The following is an 18447-nucleotide window of genomic DNA, read 5'->3' as shown; positions in this document are numbered from 1 at the left end:
CCCACCAGTAGCACACAGACGAAAGAACAGGTTCCACCATGAGTACGTCCACCGTTGAGGTTCCCTACCTGAACATCTCGGACCCGTCGTTCGCGATGCAGTCCGAAGAGCTCCGCACCGCCCGCGAGCAGAGCTGGTACGCCCGGACCAACTTCGGGCTGGCCGTGCTGCGCTACGACGAAGTGAGCAAGCTGCTCAAGAGCCCCAAGCTCTCCCAGGGCAGCGCCAAGTGGCCGGCGCACAACGGCGTCCACGGCGGGCTGTTCTTCGACTGGTGGACCAAGAACCTGCTGGTGCTGGAGGGCGAGGACCACCACCGTATCCGCCGGCTGCTCAATCCGGCCTTCTCCCCGCGCCTGATCAAGGAGCTGGTGCCCCGGTTCCAGGAACTGGCCAACGAGCTGGTGGACGCGTTCATCGAGAAGGGCGAGTGCGAGTTCATCCGCGACTTCGCCGAGCCCTACGCCACCCGCGTGCTGACCATCCTGCTCGGCATTCCGGAGAGCGAGTGGCCGAAGATCGCCCGGCTCGCCTCCACCGTAGGCCTGGCCCTGGGCGTGACCTTCAAGCAGGACCTGGACAAGGTCGAGGCGGCCGTCGCCGAACTCTACGACTATGCCGAGGAACTGATCCGGGACCGGCAGGCAAACCCGGGCGAGGACTTCGTCTCCCGCCTGGTGCTGGCCAGCCGGGACGGCGACCGGCTCAGCGACGAGGAACTGCGCAACGCGCTGGTGCTGCTGATCTTCGGCGGCATGGACACCACCCGCAACCAGCTCGGCCTGGCCATGCAGTCCTTCATCCGCAACCCGCAGCAGTGGGAACTGCTGGCGGAGCGGCCCGAGCTCGGCGGCAAGGCCGTGGAGGAAGTCATGCGCACCAATCCGACCGTCACCTGGGTGACCCGCGAGGCCGTCGAGGACTTCGAATACCAGGGCCTGACCATCGAAAAGGGCACCACGGTGCACCTGTTCACCCAGTCCTCCGGCACGGATCCGCTTGCCTTCCCGAACCCGGAGATGGACCTGCTCGGCGAGCACGCGCCGCACTACGGTTTCGGCGGCGGGGTGCACCACTGCCTCGGCCACTTCGTCGCCCGGGCGGACATGAGCGAGGCGCTGCCGCTGCTGGCGGGCCGCCTGGCCAAGCCGCACCTGATCGGCGGCGACGAGTGGCTGCCGGACTCCGGCAACACCGGCCCCATCCGCCTGCCCATCGGCTTCACCAAACGCTCCTAGCACGCCAACTGCTCCCCAGCACCACAGCACCACCTACGGAAGGACTTTCCCATGCGGACCATCGACGTCGACCGCAGCCTCTGCGACAACCACGGCCAGTGCGCCATCGCCGCCCCGGAGGTGTTCCGGATGAACACCGACGGCGTGCTCGAGTACGAACCGACCTTCGACGACACCCTGCTGGACGAGGTGGAGGAAGCCATCGACGTCTGCCCCGTCCAGGCGATCTTCCTTAAGGACTGATGATGACCCGCAGAATTGCCGTCGCCGGAGCCTCGATGGGAGGGCTGCGCGCCGCCGAACAACTGCGTTCGGCCGGCTGGGAGGAGGACATCGTCGTCCTCGGCCAGGAGGCCCGTCCGCCCTACAACCGGCCGCCGCTGTCCAAGGAACTGCTGGCGGCGCCGGGCTCGGCCGCCGAGGCGCTGGCCGCGGTCACGCTGCGCCAGCGAAGGACCGCCACCGGCATCGACTGGCGGCTCGGCGCGCCGGTCACCCGGGCCGACCTGTCCGCCCGCACGCTGACGCTGGCCACCGGCGAGGAGCTGGCCTACGACGGCCTGGTCATCGCCACCGGCCTCCGCCCCGCAAGGGTAGAGGTGCCGGGCCCGCGCCATGGCCGCCACGTCATCCGCACGATCGATGACACCCTGGGGCTGCACCGGGAACTGCGGCCGGACACGCGCGTGGTGGTGGTCGGCGCCGGCTTCATCGGCTGCGAGGCCGCGGCTACTGCGACGTCCCTGGGCTGCCGGGTCACGCTCGTCGAGGGCGGCAGCGGCCCGATGGAGCGTCCCCTCGGCCGGCGGCTGAGCGTCGGCGTCCGCGGCTTCCTGGAGGGCAACGGCGTCCGCTGCCTCTCGGGCCACCGGGTGGTGGAATTCCTGTCAGAGACAGGGGACGAGACGGGAAACTGGTCCGGTGACGGGTACGACGGCGGATCGCACCTCAGGTGCGCCGGTGTCCGGCTGTCGGACGGCACCGAGGTGCCCGCCGACGTCGTGATTGAAGCCGTGGGATCAAAGCCGAATACCGAATGGCTGGCCGGCAACGGCCTGGACCTGGCGGACGGCGTGCTCTGCGACGAGTCGATGCGCGTCATCGGCGCCGGCGGGGCGCTGCCGTCCGTGGTGGCCGTCGGCGACGTCGCCCGGTACCCGGACCAGCGGGCGGGCACCGGAGCCCGCCGCGTCGAGCACTGGGCCACCCCGGCGGACACGGCCAAGATCGCCGCGCCCGCCCTGGTCGCCGGGCTCAACGGCGCGGAGGTTCCGGAACCCGCGGCGCCGCTGCCCTCCTTCTGGACGGACATCTTCAAAATCCGGATCCAGGGCGTCGGCAGCCCGGCGCTCGCCGAGCGGATCGAGGTGCTCGAGGGTGACCCGGACCGCCCCGCCGCCGGCGCCGCGCTGGGCTACTACCGCAGCGGCCGGCTCATCGGAGCCGTGACCTGTGCCCTGCCCGCCGACAAGCAACTGCACTACCGCAAGCTCGTGACCGATGCCGGTGTGGCCGCACGCCTGGCCGCCGCCTAACCGCCGGCTACGAACGACTGAAAGAAGACTGCCATGACTCTCACCCCCGTACGGCCCGATTCGGCCGGAACCGACCTGCTGGCCGGACTTAACGACCGCGAAGCGTTTGCCCGCCACCGCGAGCGGAACCTGCGCCCTGACGTCGTCCGCGACCTGGGACGCAAGATCCAGGAAGCCGGCGTCGAGTACGTCTATTACGCGCTGCCGACCATCGGCTCGCGCATGGTGGCCAAGATGGTCCCGGCCAACCACTTCAAGCGCAACCTGGAAAAGGGCATCTGCTTCCACCGCACCGCCCTGTCCGACCTGCAGAACGACCGCTACGGCAACCTGATCGGCGGCGGCATCGAGGCCCGCGAGTTCTGGGCGCTGCCGGAGCCCGACACCTTCGTGGTGCTGCCCTGGGACACCTCGGTGGCGCGGATCTTCTGCACCGCCTACGAGCCCCCGCACCTGCCGGAGGTCGGCGGCCGCCTGCTGCCGATCGACACGCGCTCGCTGCTGATCCGCAGCCACGAGGACTTCACCGCCCGCACCGGCTTCGAGGTCCGTTCCGGCACCGAACCCGAGATGACCTGGGAAGGCCCGGGCCTCGAGGTCGTCAAGAAGCCCGGCACCAGCCCCGCCTACCAGGTGGAGAACCTGGAGCGGATGCGCCCGATCTACAAGCAGATTGTCACCTACGCGAAGGCGATGGGGCTGGACATGATCGAGGGCGACTATGAGGACGACGGCCAGCTCGAACTGAACTGGATGTACGACCGCGTGGAGAACACCGCGGACCGGCTGGTCACCTACCGGCAGATCTGCAAGCAGGTGGCCCGCGAGTTCGGCGTCACGGCCAGCTTCATGCCCAAGCCCTACAACGGCCAGATGGGCAACGGCTGCCACCACAACCTGAGCCTGTGGGACGGGGACACCAACGTCACCGAGGACCCGGGCCGGGTGGAGCTGCACGTCTCGCAGACCGCGCAGCACGCCATCGGCGGCCTGCTCGCGCACGCCCCCGGTTCCATGGCGGTCATGGCCTCCACGGTCAACTCCTACAAGCGGTTCTGGGACGCCGGGCAGTTCGCCCCGAGCACGGCCAACTGGGGCCTGGACAGCCGCGGCTGCCTGGTCCGGATCTCCTCCAATGGCCGGATGGAGTACCGGGTGCCGGACGCCGCCGTGAACCCGTACCTGTCCCACACGCTGCTGATCGCGGCGATGGAGGACGGCCTGAACCGGCAGCTGGATCCGGGGCAGCCCGACGACGGCGGCGCGGACGTGCCGGCGATCGGCGGCCAGCTGCCGCTCACCCTGGGGGACGCCATCGACGCGTTCGTCTCGGACACCTACCTCACCTCGGCGCTGCCGGCGGACCTGGTCTCCATCTACACCCAGCTGAAGCAGGAGGAGTGGGCGCGGTACTGCGGCGCCATCACGGAGTGGGACCGCGAGATGTACTGGGAGACCATCCCGTGAGCCGCGGAGCAACCCTTTCCCCCGGCGTCCTGCGGCTGGCCTGCATCGACTCGGAGGCCCCGCCGCTGTTCAACCTGGCCGACGGTGGACACCGGCGCGGCTACGAGCCGGCCGCGGCCGAGCTGGCGGCCTCCGTGCTGGGCCTGCGCGTCGAGTGGGTGTTCCTGGCCTGGGACGACATGCTGCCGGCCGTGCGCGAGCACCGCGTGGATGCCGTCTGGTGCGGCCAGGGCATCATCCCGGAGCGCCAGGCGGTAGTGAATTTCACCGACCCGTACGCCGTGTTCGACGAGACCGTGCTGGTCCGCAAGGGCGATCCGGCGCGCTCGCCGGAGGACCTGGCCGGCTACAAAGTGGCGGCGATCGAGGGCAGCGCGAATATGAAGCTCGCGGTGACCTTCCCCGGCGCCGTCCCGGTGCCGTTCACCGGCGAGGACGTCTTCGGGGACATGCTCGCGGCCCTTCGCAACGGGGAGGTGGACGCCATGGTGGACGACGACGTCGTCACCGTCCCGCTCGGCGGGGACCCGGCCTACGACGTGGCCTTCACGCATCCGACCGGAAACCGATGGGGAGTGGGCGTGGCCCAGGACAACCCGTTCCTGCTCGCCGACCTCAACACCGCGCTCGCCACGGTGGTGGCCGACGGCCGGCTGGAGCGGATCTGGGGGCAGTGGATGCCGCAGCTGCCGTTCCCGCTCGGAGCGGAGGTGGCCGCATGAGCCGGCCGCTGATCGGGGTGCCGGGCATGTGGTCCAGCTCGGTCCACGGGCTGCGCTTCGAGGGGGTGGCGGTGGCCGCCCAGGTGCTGCGCAGCATCGCCGCGGCCGGCGGCGAGCCGGTGATCATGTTCCCGGAGGGCGCGGCCGCCGCGGACCAGGTGGAAAGGTTCGACGGCGTGGTGCTGCCCGGGGGCGCGGACGTTTCGCCCGCGCTGTACGGGGCGGAGCCGGACGAGCACTACTGGCCCGCCGACTACGCGGGACAGGACGCGTTCGAAACCGAGGTCCTGGCCGCGTGCGTCGCCGCGGGGGTGCCGACGCTGGCGATCTGCCGCGGGCTGCAGCTGCTCAACGTGGCCCGCGGAGGCACATTGATCCCGCACCTGGAGCCGGGCCGCGAAGCGGACAGCGTCCAGCACAAGGGCGCCGTGCACCCGGTCACGGTCGCGGCCGGGTCGCTGCTGGCGTCCGTGGTCGGGGCCGGGCCGGTGGACGTCTCCTCCTACCACCACCAGGCGGCAGGGGAACTGGGCGCGGGCCTGCAGGTCACCGCGCGGGCCGACGACGGCGTCGTGGAGGCCCTCGAGGTTCCGGGCGCGCCGCTGCTGGCCGTGCAGTGGCACCCGGAGGACACCGCCGACAGCAATCCCGCCGACCATGCCCTGTTCGCCTGGGTGGTCGAGGCCGCCCGGGCCTACCGCGGCGGTGAAGGGCAAGGCCCGTCGGCGCGGGGTGCTGCCGCCGGCCCGCAGCTGGCAGGTGCCCGGTGAGCGCGGAACCGCTGCGCGTGGATCCGGCCGCGGTGCTGCCGGACAACGGGACGCTCGGCCCCGAGGCGCCGCGCATCGCCGTCGTTGTTTCCCTGACCTTCCCGGGCATGACGGAACAGACGCTGGAACTGATGGAGCGGTTCACCCGCGTGGCGTTCGAGACGCTGCACGCGGCCGGCGCGCGGGCCGAACTGGTGGACAGCGCGGCCGAAGAACTGCTGCCGGAGGCCGCGCTGGCCGGCTACGACGGGGTGCTCTTCCTCGGCGGCGGGGACGTGGACGGCTCGCTGTACGGCCATACCGATCCGGTGCCGAACGCGTACGGCGTGGACCTGCGCGCGGACGAGTACTGCCTGGAGCTGATCCGCGGGGTGCTGGAGCGGGACCAGCCGCTGCTGGCCATCTGCCGCGGCTCGCAGCTGCTCAACGTGGCGTGCGGCGGGACGCTGATTCCCGACCTGGACCCGTGGCACCTGCACCGGGGCGGGCCGGGGGAGCCGATGTTCCTCGACGAGGAAGTGGACCTGCTGCCGGGGTCGAAGGTCGCCGCCATCCTGGGCCGGGACTCGGTGACCGTGCGCTCGGGCCACCATCAGGTTGTCGGGACCGTGGCCCCGGAGCTCGCCGTGGCGGCGGTGGCGCGGGACGGCGTGGTCGAAGGCACCGAACATCCGGGCAGGACCTGGGTGGTCGGCGTGCAGTGGCATCCGGAGGATTCCGACGGCGACGCGGGGCACCGCTCGCTGCTGTTCGAGGAATTCGTGCGGCAGAGCCGGGCCAACGCCGTGGCGGAGGTGCGAAACCTAGCCGAGGCGGGTCGGACTTGAGGCGGGCCGGACCTGATGCGGCGGCCGGCCTGGTCTGTGCGGCTACTCAGCCGCGCAGATCAGGCGCAGGTCGAGGTTCGGCACGTTCAGCGGGATGAAGCAGAAGCCTTCCGGCTCCGTCTTGACCCGTTCCCCGACGATGAAGCGGCCCGAGTTTCCCAGGATGACCCGGTTCTGGCCGTTGAGGATCGCGGCGTCGCCCGGGATCCTTCGGACGAACGGGATGAAGGTATTTTCCAGGTCCCGGATCCGGATGTCGCAGCCGGTGACCCCGATGAACTGCCCGTGGACGTAGCTGGGTACGGTGCAGGTCATGATGTACTCGTCGAAGCCCAAGTAGTCGACGTACGGACCGGCGATGGACTGCCGGCCGGTCTTGGCCGCAATGGAAAACCATGGGAGTTGCTCGTAGTCGTAGAACCGTTCGCCTTCGGGCGCCAAATCGAAATCCAGCTTTTCGATTTCCCCCGCGGCATTCCGGAACCACCATTCCAGGACGCCTTCCGCGTCCTTTAATGCCGAAATGGAGAAAATGACTCCTGCCCCGACTACAATAGGGTGGGAATTCAGGAATTCGACGGATATTCCACGCAGTCCCGAAATGTCATTCCGGGAGACTTTATCGCCCGCATGGATCTTCGCTTCCAGCTGCTCCTCCACCTGGGCGGAGCAGGACGAGAGGTCCCGGTACAGCGCGTTCAGCCACGACTCGATGGCCGTGCCCATGGACGTGGCCACGGCCCGGGCCGATACGGGCGCGTTCATGGGATCTCCTGTTCCTCGACGGAATGGGTCAGCGTGAGCTTGGTGTCGATCAGATGATAGGTGTTCCGCCGGATGTGCTCCTGGACCAGCCGCTGGGCCCTGTCCGGATCATCCGCCCGCACGGCGTCGACGATCTCCAGATGCTCCCGCGCGGCTGCCGCGGAGTCGAAAATAGCGGCCAGCGGCGTCCACAGCAACTGGCCGACTTCCGCCTGCAGCCGGATCTCCTGCGCGGTCAGCCGGGGTGACTGTGCGACCACGGCCAGCTCGATGTGGAAGCGGCTGTCCGCCCGAGCCCGGCCCTCCGGGGAGTCGGCGCGCTCGAGCCCGCGGGCCAGCTGTTCCAGCCGGTCCAGGTCATTGGGGTGGGCGCGGTCGCAGGCCAGGCGGGCGGCGGCGGACGCCACTGCCGTCTGCTCATCGCCGAGGTCGCGCAGGTCCGCGATGGAGGTCTCCCGCAGGTACCGGCGCAGCTGCTCAGCCTGCGTGGCCGGGGACTTCACTACGAAGGTTCCGCCGTTGCGGCCGCGCCTGGTCTCCACCACGCCCTGGTCGCGGAGCGCCGCCAGCGCCTCGCGCAGGGTCGCACCGGCGACGCCGAACATCTCGGACAGCTCCGACTCCGCCGGGAGCCGTTCGCCGACCCGCAGCATGCCGAGCGAGATGGCCGTCGAAATCCGGCGCACGATGGCTTCCGAGCGCTCCATCTCGGGCAAGGAGCGGTAGATCTGCGACTGCAGCACCGGGGGTGACGCCACGATCTCTCCTTACGGCCGGATCCAGGCAGGCATGACGGCTGGCCACTGCCGGGAATGACGATATTCTACTCTGCCGGCGCGGGGATATTTCAACATTGCCGATCGATTTGTTCGCGCATGGGATAAATCCGAAGAAATATGGGGAAATGCTGGAGCGGCCACCCTGATAAGGAGATATTTTGATGAGCATGAGTCATTACCAGAGCATCAATCCAGCCACCGGGGAAACGATCTTCGAAGCACCCACCGCCAGCGACGAGGAAATCCAGACCGCGCTGAAGCAGGCACAGACGGCTTTTGAATCGTGGCGGCATTCCGCCGTCGGGGACCGCTCCGAGGTCCTGCGGCGCGTGGCCGCGCTGTACCGCGAGCGGCGACAGGAACTCGCCGAGCTGATCAGCCTCGAAATGGGCAAGCCGGTCAGCCAGGCGCTGGGCGAGGTAGGCCTGGTGGCCGACATCTACGAGTACTACGCCGAAGAGGGCCCCGGGTTCATGGCGGACGAGCCGCTCAAGGTCCGCGGCGGCGGCGAGGCGGTAGTCCGCTCCGCGCCCGTTGGCGTGCTGCTGGGCATCATGCCGTGGAACTACCCCTACTACCAGGTGGCGCGGTTCGCGGCACCCAACCTGATGCTCGGCAACACCATCCTGCTCAAGCACGCGCCGAGCTGCCCGCAGTCCGCGCTGGCCATGGAACAGATCTTCCGGGACGCCCAGCTGCCCGAGGGCGCCTACGTGAATGTCTTCGCCACGAACGGGCAGGTCGCCGACATCATCGCCGATCCGCGCGTCCAGGGCGTCTCCCTGACCGGCAGCGAACGCGCCGGCGCCGCCGTGGCCGCCCTGGCGGGGCAGCACCTGAAGAAGTACGTGCTGGAACTCGGCGGCAGCGACCCGTTCATCCTGCTGGATTCGGAGGACCTGGACGCCACCGTGAAGGCGGCGGTGGGCGGACGGATGGGCAATGCCGGCCAGGCATGCACCGCGTCCAAGCGCTTCATCGTCGTCGAGGACCTCTACGAGGAGTTCGTCGAGAAGTTCACGGCTCGGATGGCCCGCATCACGCCCGGCGATCCCCTGGACCCGGCCACCCGGTTCGGGCCGCTGTCCTCCCGCGCCGCCGCCGAGGGGCTGGTGGAACAGATCAACGATGCCGTCTCGAAGGGGGCCACCCTGCACACCGGCGGCCACCTGGTCGACGGCCCCGGCGCCTACGTGGAGCCTACGGTGCTGACCGGAGTGGAGCCGGGTATGCGGGCCTACACGGAGGAGCTCTTCGGCCCGGCCGCCGTGGTCTACAAGGTCGCGGACGCCGCGGAAGCGATCGAGCTGGCAAACAGTTCTCCCTACGGCCTCGGCGGAGCGGTATTCAGCGCCGACGTGGAGAAGGCCAAAGACGTCGCGGACCGGCTGGACACCGGGATGGTCTTCATTAACTCGGTTGCGGACACGCAGGCGGACCTGCCGTTCGGCGGCGTGAAGCGCTCCGGCGTGGGCCGCGAGCTGGCGAGCTTCGGGATGCAGGAGTTCGTGAACAAGAAGCTCATCCGCGTCCCCGCCGCCCGGTAGGAGGCGGCCAAGTAAGAGATGGCCGGCGGCGGGTCGCTCCGCCGCCGGCCGCTCCGGCTACCCGTGCCGGCGGAGGACCTCCTCGAAGACGGGCAGGCTGCGCCGGACCATGTCTTCGCTGGCGGTGAGCGAGACCCGGAAGAAGCCCGGGGTCTCGAACAGGGCGCCGGGCATCACGAGGACCCCGTCCGCGCCCACTTCCTCAGTGAAGGCCATGTCGTCCGGGCCGGGGGAGGGGATGTAGAGGTAGAAGCTGCCCTCCGTCTTCCGGATGCGGTAGCCCATCCCGGACAGAGACTCCACCATCAGGTCCCGCTTCCGTTCGAGGGCGCCGATATCGATGGTGAACCGCTCGAGCGCGGGCAGCGCATGCTGAAGGACGGCGTTGGGGTAAATCCAGCCCATCGCCAGCTGGAGGGCGGCCAGCGCGTCGGCCAGCTGCCGGCGGACCGGCATGGCGGCGGGCAGGGCGAGGTAGCCGATGCGCTCACCCGGGGCCAGGTGCGTCTTTCCGTAGGTGTAGGCGACCAGGGTGTAGGGGTAGAACTCGGCGGGACTGTGGAAGCGGGCGCCGTCGAACACGATGCGATTGTAGGCTTCGTCGGAGATCAGGTAGATGCGCCGCCCGATGCGCGCCGAGGCCTCCTCGAGCAGCGCCGCGAGGGCGGTGAGCAGCTCCGGCGGGTAGATCCGGCCGGTGGGGTTGTTCGGCGAGTTCACGATCACCGCCCGCGTGCGCGAAGTGATGGCCGCGGCGATGGCGGCCAGGTCGACGTCGAACGTGTCCGTGTTGATCTTCACCTTGGCCGGCACCAGCGCGGCCTCGGTGATCAGCGGTTCGTAGCAGAACCACGGCGGCAGGCTGTAGATGACCTCGTCGCCGGGATCCGCGATGGCCTTCAGTGCCATGGCGATCGCCGTGAAGCCGCCGGTGGTCAGGTAGAGGTCCTCGGCGTGGAAGCCGACGCCAAGGTGCCGCTCCAGCGAGGCCGCGGCGGCCTCCCGGGCGGCCGGCTCGTTGGTCTTGTAGGCGTACCAGGCCTCGTTCCGCGGGCTGAGCGCCTCGCGGTAGGCGGAGACGTACTGCTCCGAGGGCATGTCGTGCGGGTTGCCGAGCGCAAAGTCGCAGACTCCGGGCTCGTCCCGCCGCCGGGCATAAACCGAGGTTGTCAGGAAGTCGTTGATCCGCCGGTAGGAGGCGACGCCGGCGATTCCTGCGGCACGGTACGACGCCGGTGCCTCGGTGGCCGGGGCGGGTGCGCCTTCGTCCGGGTGCGGCATGGCTGCTCCTCTCCGAAGGCCATGTTCCTCCTGGACCGGCGGATGCGGCAACGGCCGATTGTCCCTGACCCGGACGGGACGGGACGGATAACGCCTGCCCGGCCACCCGCCGTCGTCCGTCAGTTCCCGGTGGGAACGGTCCCGGCCGAGGGGAGGCGCACGACGAATTCGGTATGCCCGGGGCGGCTGTCGACGCCGACGGTGCCGTCGTGCGAGGCGACGATGGCCTTGACGATCGAAAGGCCGAGGCCGTGCGTGCCGTTGCGGTCGGAGCGGGACGCGTCGGCGCGGGCGAAGCGGGAGAAGATCTGGCCGACGAAGTGCTCGGGGATCCCGGGGCCGTCGTCCGCCACACTCACCCGCACGTAGCCGTCGCCCCGGGCCAGCGAGGTGACGACCGTGGTCCCCTGGCCGGTGTGCCGGTGGGCGTTGGTCAGCAGGTTGACCAGGACCTGGCGCAGCTGTCCCGGATTGGCGCGGATCGTGACCGGGTCGTCGGGGACGTCGAGGACCCAGCGGTGGCTCGGCGCGATGGCGCGGACGTCGTTGACGGACTCGGCGACCAGTGCGGTCAGGTCGACCTCGCTTTGCTCGGCGCGCTGGCCTTCGTCCATCCGCGCGAGCAGGAGCAGGTCCTCGACCAGGGCGGTCATCCGCTTGGCCTCGGATTCCACTTTCCCGATCGAGGACCGGCCCTGCGGGCTGAGCTGCTCGGTCAGCCGGATCATTTCGGAGTAGCCGCGGATGGCGGTCAGGGGAGTGCGAAGTTCGTGGCTGGCGTCGGCCACGAACTGGCGCAGCTTGGTCTCGCTCCGGTGCCGGGCATCGAAGGCACCCGCGACGTTGTCCAGCATCAGGTTGAAGGCATGGCCGACTCGCCCGACCTCCGTGGTGGGGGCGGCGATCTTTGCGGGGACGCGTTCGCCGATGGCGACGTGGCCCCGGCCCAGCGGCAGCCGGGAGACCGAGGTGGCGACGCCGGATAGCTGCCCGAGCGGGCGCAGGGTCCGGCGGATGATCAGGGTGCCGATGAGGGCGGCCGCCACCAGGCCCGCGACGGACACGCCGGTCATGGTCCGGGTCAGCGAGTCGAGGGTCTGTTCTTTGGCCAGCAGGGGCAGGCCGGTGACGATCGTGGCCTCGCGGCGCTCGCTCCAGCGGGCGACCAGCCGGTACTCGCCGAACGAGAGCTGGCGCTCTACGGGGGCGGCGTTCAGCTCCAGGCCGGTGATGGCCCGCATGTCCGCCGCGGTGAGGTCCTGATGTTCGCCGTCGGGCATAAAGACACCCGCATTGCGGACGTCGCTCTCGCTGATGCGCGCGTTCAGCACGCCGACGACCTGGCCGGGGGTGGTCAGGGGATCCGCCGGTTCGGGTGCCTGTCCGGACCCGTTCTGGTCCGACTCGCTGTCGCGGCCGTCCCCGTTGCGGTCGTCCTCGTCTTCGGGGCGGAAGTCATCCTGCGACCGCAGGGCACGGGTGGAGGCCTGTTCGAGCTGCTCGTTCAGCTGGCCGCTGAGGAAAGATTCCATGGCGGCGTGGGCAGAGAGGCCGACCGCGGCGCAGATCGCGGCGATCAGGGCCAGGACGATGATCACCAGCTTGGTCCGCAGCTGCCACGGCCGGAACAGGCGGCGGCCGCGGCCGTGCCCGGGCAGCTCCCGGGGCACGGCCGCTTCGGTGCCCCCCTGCGCCGTGTCCGGCTTCCCCCGATTGTCCATGTTTGTCTTCCGGATCTGTCCTTCGCGAGCGGAGCTCCCAGCTCCTTCCCAAGGTGATGAGGTAACTGTAATGGCTATTGTTGGTTCAGTATCTGCCCGTTGACGTGATCTTCAGGAGCGCTTGTATGGCCGCGCAGGATTCCCTCGACTTCGTGGCCAGCCTGCCCCGGCTGAGCCGTCCGGACGGCAGCCGGATCCGCGCCCTGGTGGTCGACGACGAACCACAGCTGTCCGACCTGGTCCGCATGGGACTGCAGCTGGCCGGCTGGGAAGTCGCGGTGGCCGACGACGGACCGTCGGCCGTGCGGCTGGCCCGGGAGACGCGGCCGGATGTGCTGGTCCTGGACGTGATGATTCCGGGATTCGACGGACTGGACGCGCTGAACCGGATCCGGACCTTCGCGCCGGAGGTGCCGGCCCTGTTCCTGACCGCCAAGGACGCGGTGTCCGACCGGATCACCGGCCTGGCCGCCGGCGGCGACGACTACGTGACCAAGCCGTTCAGCATGGAGGAGCTGCTGCTGCGGCTCTGCCGGCTGGTGCAGCGGTCCGGTGCGGCGGCGGCGCGGACGGCCGAGCTGGTGGTCGGGGACCTGGTGATGAACCTGGACACCCGTGAGGTCACGCGCGGCGGCGAGCCGGTGCAGCTGACCACCACGGAGTTCGACCTGCTGCACTACCTGATGGACAATCCGCGGACCGTCCTGAGCAAGGGCCAGATCCTGGACCAGGTCTGGAACTACGATTTCGGCGGGCACAACAACATCGTCGAACTCTACATTTCGTATCTGCGCAAGAAGATCGACGCCGGACGGGCGCCGATGATCCATACCCTTCGCGGCGCCGGGTACGTCCTCAAGCCGGCCGCTGCCTAATCGTCCCGCCACTCGGCCTCCGCGAGCCATTCGTCGTCGTCGCTGTCCGAGCCGTTGCCGGCGTCGGCCGAGGTCTGGTCGTCCCAGTCGTCCTGCTGGTCCTGCCAGTCCTGCCAGTCTTCCTCGTCATCCGTGGTTCCGACGTTGTCATCGGTGCCCCTGCCACGGTCCTGGTCTGGCTGGTCGTCGCAGTTGTCCTCGGGCGCAGCGGAGGGCGATGGCGTGGCGGAGGGCACGGGCGCGGACGAAGTGTTGTCCGCGGAGGCGGGCGAGACACCTCCAGTGAGGGCCTCGAGATCGGTGCGCAGCTGGGCCAGCGCCGCCTCGGCCTGGAGCCACTGCTGCCGGGGCAGCTCTCCGGTGGCACCCGCGTCGCGGACGTCGTCGGTCAGGGAATCGATCTCTGCAAGCGCGCCAGTGTAGTCCTTGTCCTTGGCCAGCTGCATGACGGACTGGGCGCGTTCCTGCAGCGAGCCGGGAGCGGCCGGCGAGACCTTGGCCTGCTGGGCCGAGCAGCCGGCCAGCAGCAGGGCGGCGAGCGTGCCGCCGATGAGGGGCTTGGCGAAGGGCGCTGAAATGTTCATGGGGCCAGGCTTTCTTCGAGCAGGGTCAGGTTGTCGTCAAGCCGCTGGAGGACGGCCGGATTGGGGGCGGAACCCGCCGGGTCGGAGGGAAAGACGGCGGGAAGCATGGCGGGCAGGACTGCGACGCCGGCCAGGGCCGTGGCGGCGGCCGAGGCGAGGATGGCGGCGCGCCGTCTTGGGAAGGGTCGTCGACGGGCAGCCGGCGGCGCGTCGGGGGGGAGGAGCTGGCCGAGGCTGGCTGTCGGCGGTGCCGGCGCCACGGCCACGGGCAGGAAGGCCCGGGTAGCGTTGGTAAGTTCGGCGGGCCGCAGGGCGGGAAGCAGCGGCGCCAGGTCCGGCGGCCGGAGCCCTGGCGTCTCGTGCTGCGCGGGGTCGCGCAGCCGGCGTGCGGTGTCCGGATCGCTGCCTGCCCGCCTCAGCGAGAGGGTGACTTCCGCTGCGGTGGGGCGGTGCGCCTCGTCCGAGTCCGTCATGGCTTGAAGAAGTTCCGCCACGCCCCCGGGAAGGTCCGCGGGAATCCGCGGCGGACGGGTCAGCCGGGCCAGCGCCGAGTCGATGGGCGGACCCTGGTATTCCGTTTCGCCCGTGAGGCACTGCAGCAGCACCAGCCCGAGCGAGTAGATGTCCGACGGCGGGCCGGCCTCCCGTCCGCGGACCTGTTCGGGGCTGAGGTAGGCGGCGGTGCCGACGGTCAGCTCCGGTACGGGCCGCGGCCGCCCGATGAGCGCGGCGATACCGAAGTCGGCGAGCTTGGGCTGCAGGTCTTCGTCGTCGGAATACCTGGCCAGCAGGATATTGCTGGGTTTAATGTCGCGATGGATGGTTGCCCGGCCGTGGACGTAGTGGAGAGTGGCGGCCAGCCGGGCCCCGAGCCGCGCCGTCGTCTCCAGCCCCAAGGGAGCTGCCGCCAGCTGGAGCCGCAGGTCCACTCCCGCGACGAGCTCCATGACCATGAAGGACAGCTCCTGCCTGTCATGCCTGGCGGTGCCCGCGTCGTAGAGGGCGACGAGGCCGGGATGGTTCAGCCGCGCCATGGTCTCGGTTTCCAGCCGCTGCGAGTCCAGCAGGCCCGGCTGGTGGAGATCCGGGTGGAACACCTTGACGGCGACTTCCCGCCGAAGGACGTGGTCCACGGCCCGGTAGACGGTTCCCATGCCGCCCCGGCCGATCATCGGACCCACTTGGTAGCGGTCGTTTAGCAGGCTGCCCCGGATCTCCGGGGCGGTCGTGCTCGACATGGGAACCTCCTGTGCTGGCAGGGCCGGGGCCGGTCAGGCAGCGCCGGTCGCCTGGAGGGCGTCGATGATCTGCGTCAGGATGGGTAGTACGAACCTGATGAACAGGTAGACGCAGATTCCAAGGAACAGGACCACCAGCAGCAGCACGAAGATGAACTCGGGCCGCCGTATCAGCGGAAGGCGCGGCTCATCGTCCTGCGGTGCGGGATCAGGATCGCTGCCTCCGGTTGAGCCGTAGAGGAAGGTGTGCGGTGTGTTTTCAGAATGATTTGTCATGCTTCCACGGTGCGGCCCGGGCCTAAGCCGCCACTGTGGCGTAACTGTGAAGCTGCTGTGGAACGGGCCCGCTTCTGCTGCCCTCAGGAAGAAGCCGGACGTGCGCTGCACACGATCGTTCCGGCCGCGCCGTCCACGGTGATTGTGTCGCCGGTGGCAATGCGAAGGGTCGCGTCCGGGACACCAACGACGGCGGGGATCCCGTATTCGCGCGCCACCACAGCTCCGTGCGACACGGGTCCGCCCATCTCCATCACCAGGGCCCCGGCGGTCAGGAAGAGCGGAGTCCAGCCCGGGTCCGTGGACGGAGCGACCAGGATTTCGCCCGGCTCCAGCCGGGCCCCGGCCGGGTCCAGGATGACCCGGGCGGTTCCGGTCACTGTGCCCGCGGAGGCCGGCGCCCCGACGAGGGTTCCCGGCGGAAGCCGGTCTCCCGCCGTCGTTGTTGCCGCTGCGGCGAGGGCCGCCTCCACGTCCGTGCCGTCGGAGAGGATCAGCCGCGGGATGTGCCGGCGGCGCAGTTCGCGGGCGTAGGTGCGGCGGCGACCGGCCACGATGCCGTGCAGGTCCGCGCCGCGCAGGCCCACCCGAGCCTCGGCGAGGTCGAGGAAGAAGACGTCCTCGGCCGCCGCGACGGACCCGGCGGCGGCGAGCTCTTCCCCGACCTTCCGCAGTTGCGCGCGCAGGGCGGCGAGGGCCGTGACGAGCCGGTACTTCGGGTACTCGCGCATTCCGGCGCTAGCGCGGGCCCGGCGAAGGCCGTAGGCGATGAGCCGGCTGCGCACCGGACCGAACGCCTCGGCCCGCCGGACCAGGTCTGCGACCTTGGCGTCCGCCTGCGCTGCGGCGCGCGCGAACTGGCGGTCCGGCGCCTGCTGGGGATCGTCCAGCCGCAGGTAGTTCGCGATGACGTTGATGATGTGCGACGGATCCTCCGCCCAGCGCGGCACGCCGATGTCGATTTCGGCGACCGCGCGGTGCCCGTACGCGGCCAGGAAGGCCGCGAGCCGGCGCTGCGCCTCCGCCGGAAGGGTGCCCTCGCGGTAGGCACGGGCCAGCTCCTCCGGGGCCGCGGACCGGATGGCCTCCGCGGAGGCGGGGTCCCGGCCGATGGCGGCGGCGGCATCCCAGAGCTTGAGGTCCATCTCGGTCGTGACGTTGTGCGGCAGCCCGCGCAGCACCTCCTGCACTTCGCCGCGTTCGACGAGGGACCCCAGCAACCAGCGGGCCACACCCAGCCAGAGGTAGCCGGCGGCCGGCGGGGGCAGCAGCCGGAGCAGGCTCTCGGTGACCTCCCGGCTGAACATCTGTTCCACGAAGTCCAGCCGCTGCGCGGGGGTGGCCGGCTCGGGCAGCCGGAGCCGGGCGTCGAACTCCCGCTCCGCCGCCCGGGAACGCCGCAGCGCGGCAGCCGGCCGGAACAAGGCATGCAGCACGGACGGCAGCAGCACCAGCTGGGGGACGGACCGGAACAGCCCGGCGGGGGAGCGCGGCACGCGGCGCCTGGCCACGGCGAAACGCGGATCCTCCATCAGGTGCTCGAGCACGCCGACGGACCGGGCGTCTGCGCCCTTCATCATGCGCGGGAGCAGCCGCCGGCCCCCGGGGCTGCGCAGCACCGGGGTGATGTCCACAAAGAGCCGCAGGCCGACGCTGAGGTAGCGGAACGCTGGCGGTGGTCCTGACCCGCCGCCCGCCGGCTTCCAGGCCGCGGCGAGGGTCTCGAACGCGCACAGCCCCATCGGCGTCAGCGGCCGCGTCAGGCCCTGCAGCAGGCTGGCGCAGAGGTAGGCCCGGGTGCTCTCGTCCGCCTCAGGAAGCGGGTACAGCGTGGTGATGGGCCGGGTCTGGACCAGCGCGAAGCCGCCGGCGGGGGAGAGCGTCCATTCCAGGTCCTGGGGCGCCCCGAAGAGCTCCTGCGCGGCGCGGCCGAGCCCCGCGAGCTCGCGCACCTGCTCGTCGGTGAGGCTCGGTTCGCTCCCGGCGGCCAGGGGCAGCTGCTCCGTGCCGCCGCCGGGCAGCGGCCTGACCTGCACCAGCTTGTCGCCCACCCTGCGCTCCACAATCCGGCCGGTTGCCGTGTCCACGACAAACTGGTCCGGGTTGACGGCGCCGGAGACCACGGCCTCGCCCAGCCCGGGGCTGGCGTCCACCACGGTCTGCCCGCGGGTACCGGTGAGCGGGTTCGCGGTGAACATGACCCCGGAAACGGCGGCGTCCACCATGCGCTGGACAACGACGGCGAGGCGCACCTTCCGCTGGCCGATCCCGTTCGCGTAGCGGTAGGCCGTGGCCCGCTCGGTCCAGAGCGACGCCCAGCAGCCGCGCACGGCCTCGAGCAGCGCGTCCGCGCCGACGACGTTGAGGAAGGTGTCCTGCTGGCCCGCGAAGCTCGCCTCGGGCAGGTCCTCGGCGGTGGCGGACGAACGCACGGCCACCGGCACGTCCTCGCCGAGCCGGGCGTAGGCGCGGCGCAGTTCCCGTTCGATCCGTGCCGGCACCGGCGCGGCGGCCAGCCGGTCGCGCGCCTGCCGGGCCAGATGCTGCAGGCTGGCGGCGGTGGCCGCGTCCCCGGGTGGCCTGCCATGTTCCGCCGACGGCCGCACCGTCTCACCGGCGGCGGATTCCATCGCGGCGAGCAGCCACTCGAGCCCCGCCGCCGTCGCCACCTGGCGGTAGGCCGCCGTCGTTAGGCAGAAACCATCCGGAACCGGGAGCCCCGCGGCGAGCATGACGCCGAGGTTGACCGCCTTTCCGCCGGCCTCGGCCAGCATGCCCGCGCCGACCTCGCCCAGCGGCACCGTGATGCTGTCCATCGTCGG

Annotated in this window: 17 protein-coding genes; 9 read left to right on the top strand and 8 right to left on the bottom strand. The window is 70.4% G+C overall.

All coding sequences use genetic code 11. From position 1 onward, the window contains the following. Nucleotides 1-38 precede the first annotated feature (38 nt). From OC550_RS03025 to OC550_RS02995, 7 genes are read left to right on the top strand one after another with little or no spacing between them, the layout of a single operon-like run. Complete coding sequence (locus OC550_RS03025) at nucleotides 39-1238, top strand: cytochrome P450 (protein ID WP_262103826.1); 1200 nt, start codon at nucleotides 39-41, stop codon at nucleotides 1236-1238. 51 nt (nucleotides 1239-1289) lie between these two features. Then, nucleotides 1290-1481: a ferredoxin gene (locus tag OC550_RS03020; RefSeq protein WP_262103825.1), complete on the top strand. Its 192-nt coding sequence runs from the start codon at nucleotides 1290-1292 to the stop codon at nucleotides 1479-1481. Between the two features lie 2 nt (nucleotides 1482-1483). Next, nucleotides 1484-2773 carry an NAD(P)/FAD-dependent oxidoreductase gene (locus OC550_RS03015; RefSeq protein WP_262103824.1) on the top strand — a complete coding sequence of 430 codons (1290 nt, stop codon included), beginning with the start codon at nucleotides 1484-1486 and terminating at the stop codon, nucleotides 2771-2773. Between the two features lie 33 nt (nucleotides 2774-2806). After that, a complete protein-coding gene (locus OC550_RS03010) occupies nucleotides 2807-4240 on the top strand; it encodes a glutamine synthetase family protein (RefSeq protein ID WP_262103823.1) in 1434 nt (477 codons plus the stop codon). Beyond that, nucleotides 4237-4962, top strand: a complete 726-nt coding sequence (locus tag OC550_RS03005; protein ID WP_262103822.1) for an ABC transporter substrate-binding protein — start codon at nucleotides 4237-4239, stop codon at nucleotides 4960-4962. The genes OC550_RS03010 and OC550_RS03005 overlap by 4 nt, the downstream gene beginning before the upstream one ends. Continuing rightward, nucleotides 4959-5732, top strand: a complete 774-nt coding sequence (locus tag OC550_RS03000) for a gamma-glutamyl-gamma-aminobutyrate hydrolase family protein (protein ID WP_262103821.1) — start codon at nucleotides 4959-4961, stop codon at nucleotides 5730-5732. The genes OC550_RS03005 and OC550_RS03000 overlap by 4 nt, the downstream gene beginning before the upstream one ends. Beyond that, complete coding sequence (locus tag OC550_RS02995) at nucleotides 5729-6559, top strand: gamma-glutamyl-gamma-aminobutyrate hydrolase family protein (RefSeq protein ID WP_262103820.1); 831 nt, start codon at nucleotides 5729-5731, stop codon at nucleotides 6557-6559. Before OC550_RS03000 ends, OC550_RS02995 begins: the two co-directional genes overlap by 4 nt. Nucleotides 6560-6601: 42 nt before the next feature. Here OC550_RS02995 and OC550_RS02990 read toward each other — a convergent pair whose 3' ends face one another. Beyond that, complete coding sequence (locus tag OC550_RS02990) at nucleotides 6602-7324, bottom strand: cache domain-containing protein (protein WP_262103819.1); 723 nt, start codon at nucleotides 7322-7324, stop codon at nucleotides 6602-6604. Next, the gene (locus OC550_RS02985) at nucleotides 7321-8082 is read right to left on the bottom strand and encodes a FadR/GntR family transcriptional regulator (protein ID WP_262103818.1); all 762 of its coding nucleotides are present in this window, start codon (nucleotides 8080-8082) and stop codon (nucleotides 7321-7323) included. Before OC550_RS02985 ends, OC550_RS02990 begins: the two co-directional genes overlap by 4 nt. A gap of 182 nt (nucleotides 8083-8264) precedes the next feature. Here OC550_RS02985 and OC550_RS02980 point away from each other — a divergent pair, with 182 nt between their 5' ends. Beyond that, on the top strand, nucleotides 8265-9650 hold the full coding sequence (locus OC550_RS02980) for an NAD-dependent succinate-semialdehyde dehydrogenase (RefSeq protein ID WP_306556905.1): 1386 nt from the start codon (nucleotides 8265-8267) through the stop codon (nucleotides 9648-9650). A 57-nt stretch (nucleotides 9651-9707) separates the two neighbouring features. Here the strand turns inward: OC550_RS02980 and OC550_RS02975 are convergent, their stop codons facing one another. Next, nucleotides 9708-10931: an aminotransferase class I/II-fold pyridoxal phosphate-dependent enzyme gene (locus OC550_RS02975; protein WP_262103817.1), complete on the bottom strand. Its 1224-nt coding sequence runs from the start codon at nucleotides 10929-10931 to the stop codon at nucleotides 9708-9710. A gap of 119 nt (nucleotides 10932-11050) precedes the next feature. Continuing rightward, nucleotides 11051-12652: a cell wall metabolism sensor histidine kinase WalK gene (locus OC550_RS02970; RefSeq protein ID WP_262103816.1), complete on the bottom strand. Its 1602-nt coding sequence runs from the start codon at nucleotides 12650-12652 to the stop codon at nucleotides 11051-11053. 125 nt (nucleotides 12653-12777) lie between these two features. Between OC550_RS02970 and OC550_RS02965 the strand changes: the two genes are divergently transcribed. Beyond that, complete coding sequence (locus OC550_RS02965) at nucleotides 12778-13527, top strand: response regulator transcription factor (protein WP_262103815.1); 750 nt, start codon at nucleotides 12778-12780, stop codon at nucleotides 13525-13527. On the opposite strand, the gene OC550_RS02960 is transcribed toward OC550_RS02965, so the two are convergent. The 4 genes from OC550_RS02960 to OC550_RS02945 all read right to left on the bottom strand — a co-directional run bounded on the left by OC550_RS02960 (nucleotide 13524) and on the right by OC550_RS02945 (nucleotide 18441). Beyond that, the gene (locus tag OC550_RS02960) at nucleotides 13524-14111 is read right to left on the bottom strand and encodes a hypothetical protein (RefSeq protein ID WP_262103814.1); all 588 of its coding nucleotides are present in this window, start codon (nucleotides 14109-14111) and stop codon (nucleotides 13524-13526) included. The two genes, OC550_RS02965 and OC550_RS02960, sit on opposite strands and share 4 nt — an antisense overlap. Further along, nucleotides 14108-15349, bottom strand: a complete 1242-nt coding sequence (locus tag OC550_RS02955; protein ID WP_262103813.1) for a serine/threonine-protein kinase — start codon at nucleotides 15347-15349, stop codon at nucleotides 14108-14110. Before OC550_RS02955 ends, OC550_RS02960 begins: the two co-directional genes overlap by 4 nt. 33 nt (nucleotides 15350-15382) lie before the next feature. Further along, nucleotides 15383-15625: a hypothetical protein gene (locus tag OC550_RS02950; protein WP_262103812.1), complete on the bottom strand. Its 243-nt coding sequence runs from the start codon at nucleotides 15623-15625 to the stop codon at nucleotides 15383-15385. Nucleotides 15626-15708: 83 nt separating this feature from the next. After that, nucleotides 15709-18441, bottom strand: a complete 2733-nt coding sequence (locus tag OC550_RS02945) for a PEP/pyruvate-binding domain-containing protein (protein ID WP_262103811.1) — start codon at nucleotides 18439-18441, stop codon at nucleotides 15709-15711. Nucleotides 18442-18447: the final 6 nt, after the last annotated feature.

Source organism: Arthrobacter sp. Marseille-P9274 (assembly GCF_946892675.1).
GTDB lineage: Bacteria > Actinomycetota > Actinomycetes > Actinomycetales > Micrococcaceae > Crystallibacter.
The sequence above is the reverse complement of the archived record's forward strand: the minus strand, read 5'-3'. Positions and strand labels throughout refer to the sequence as shown.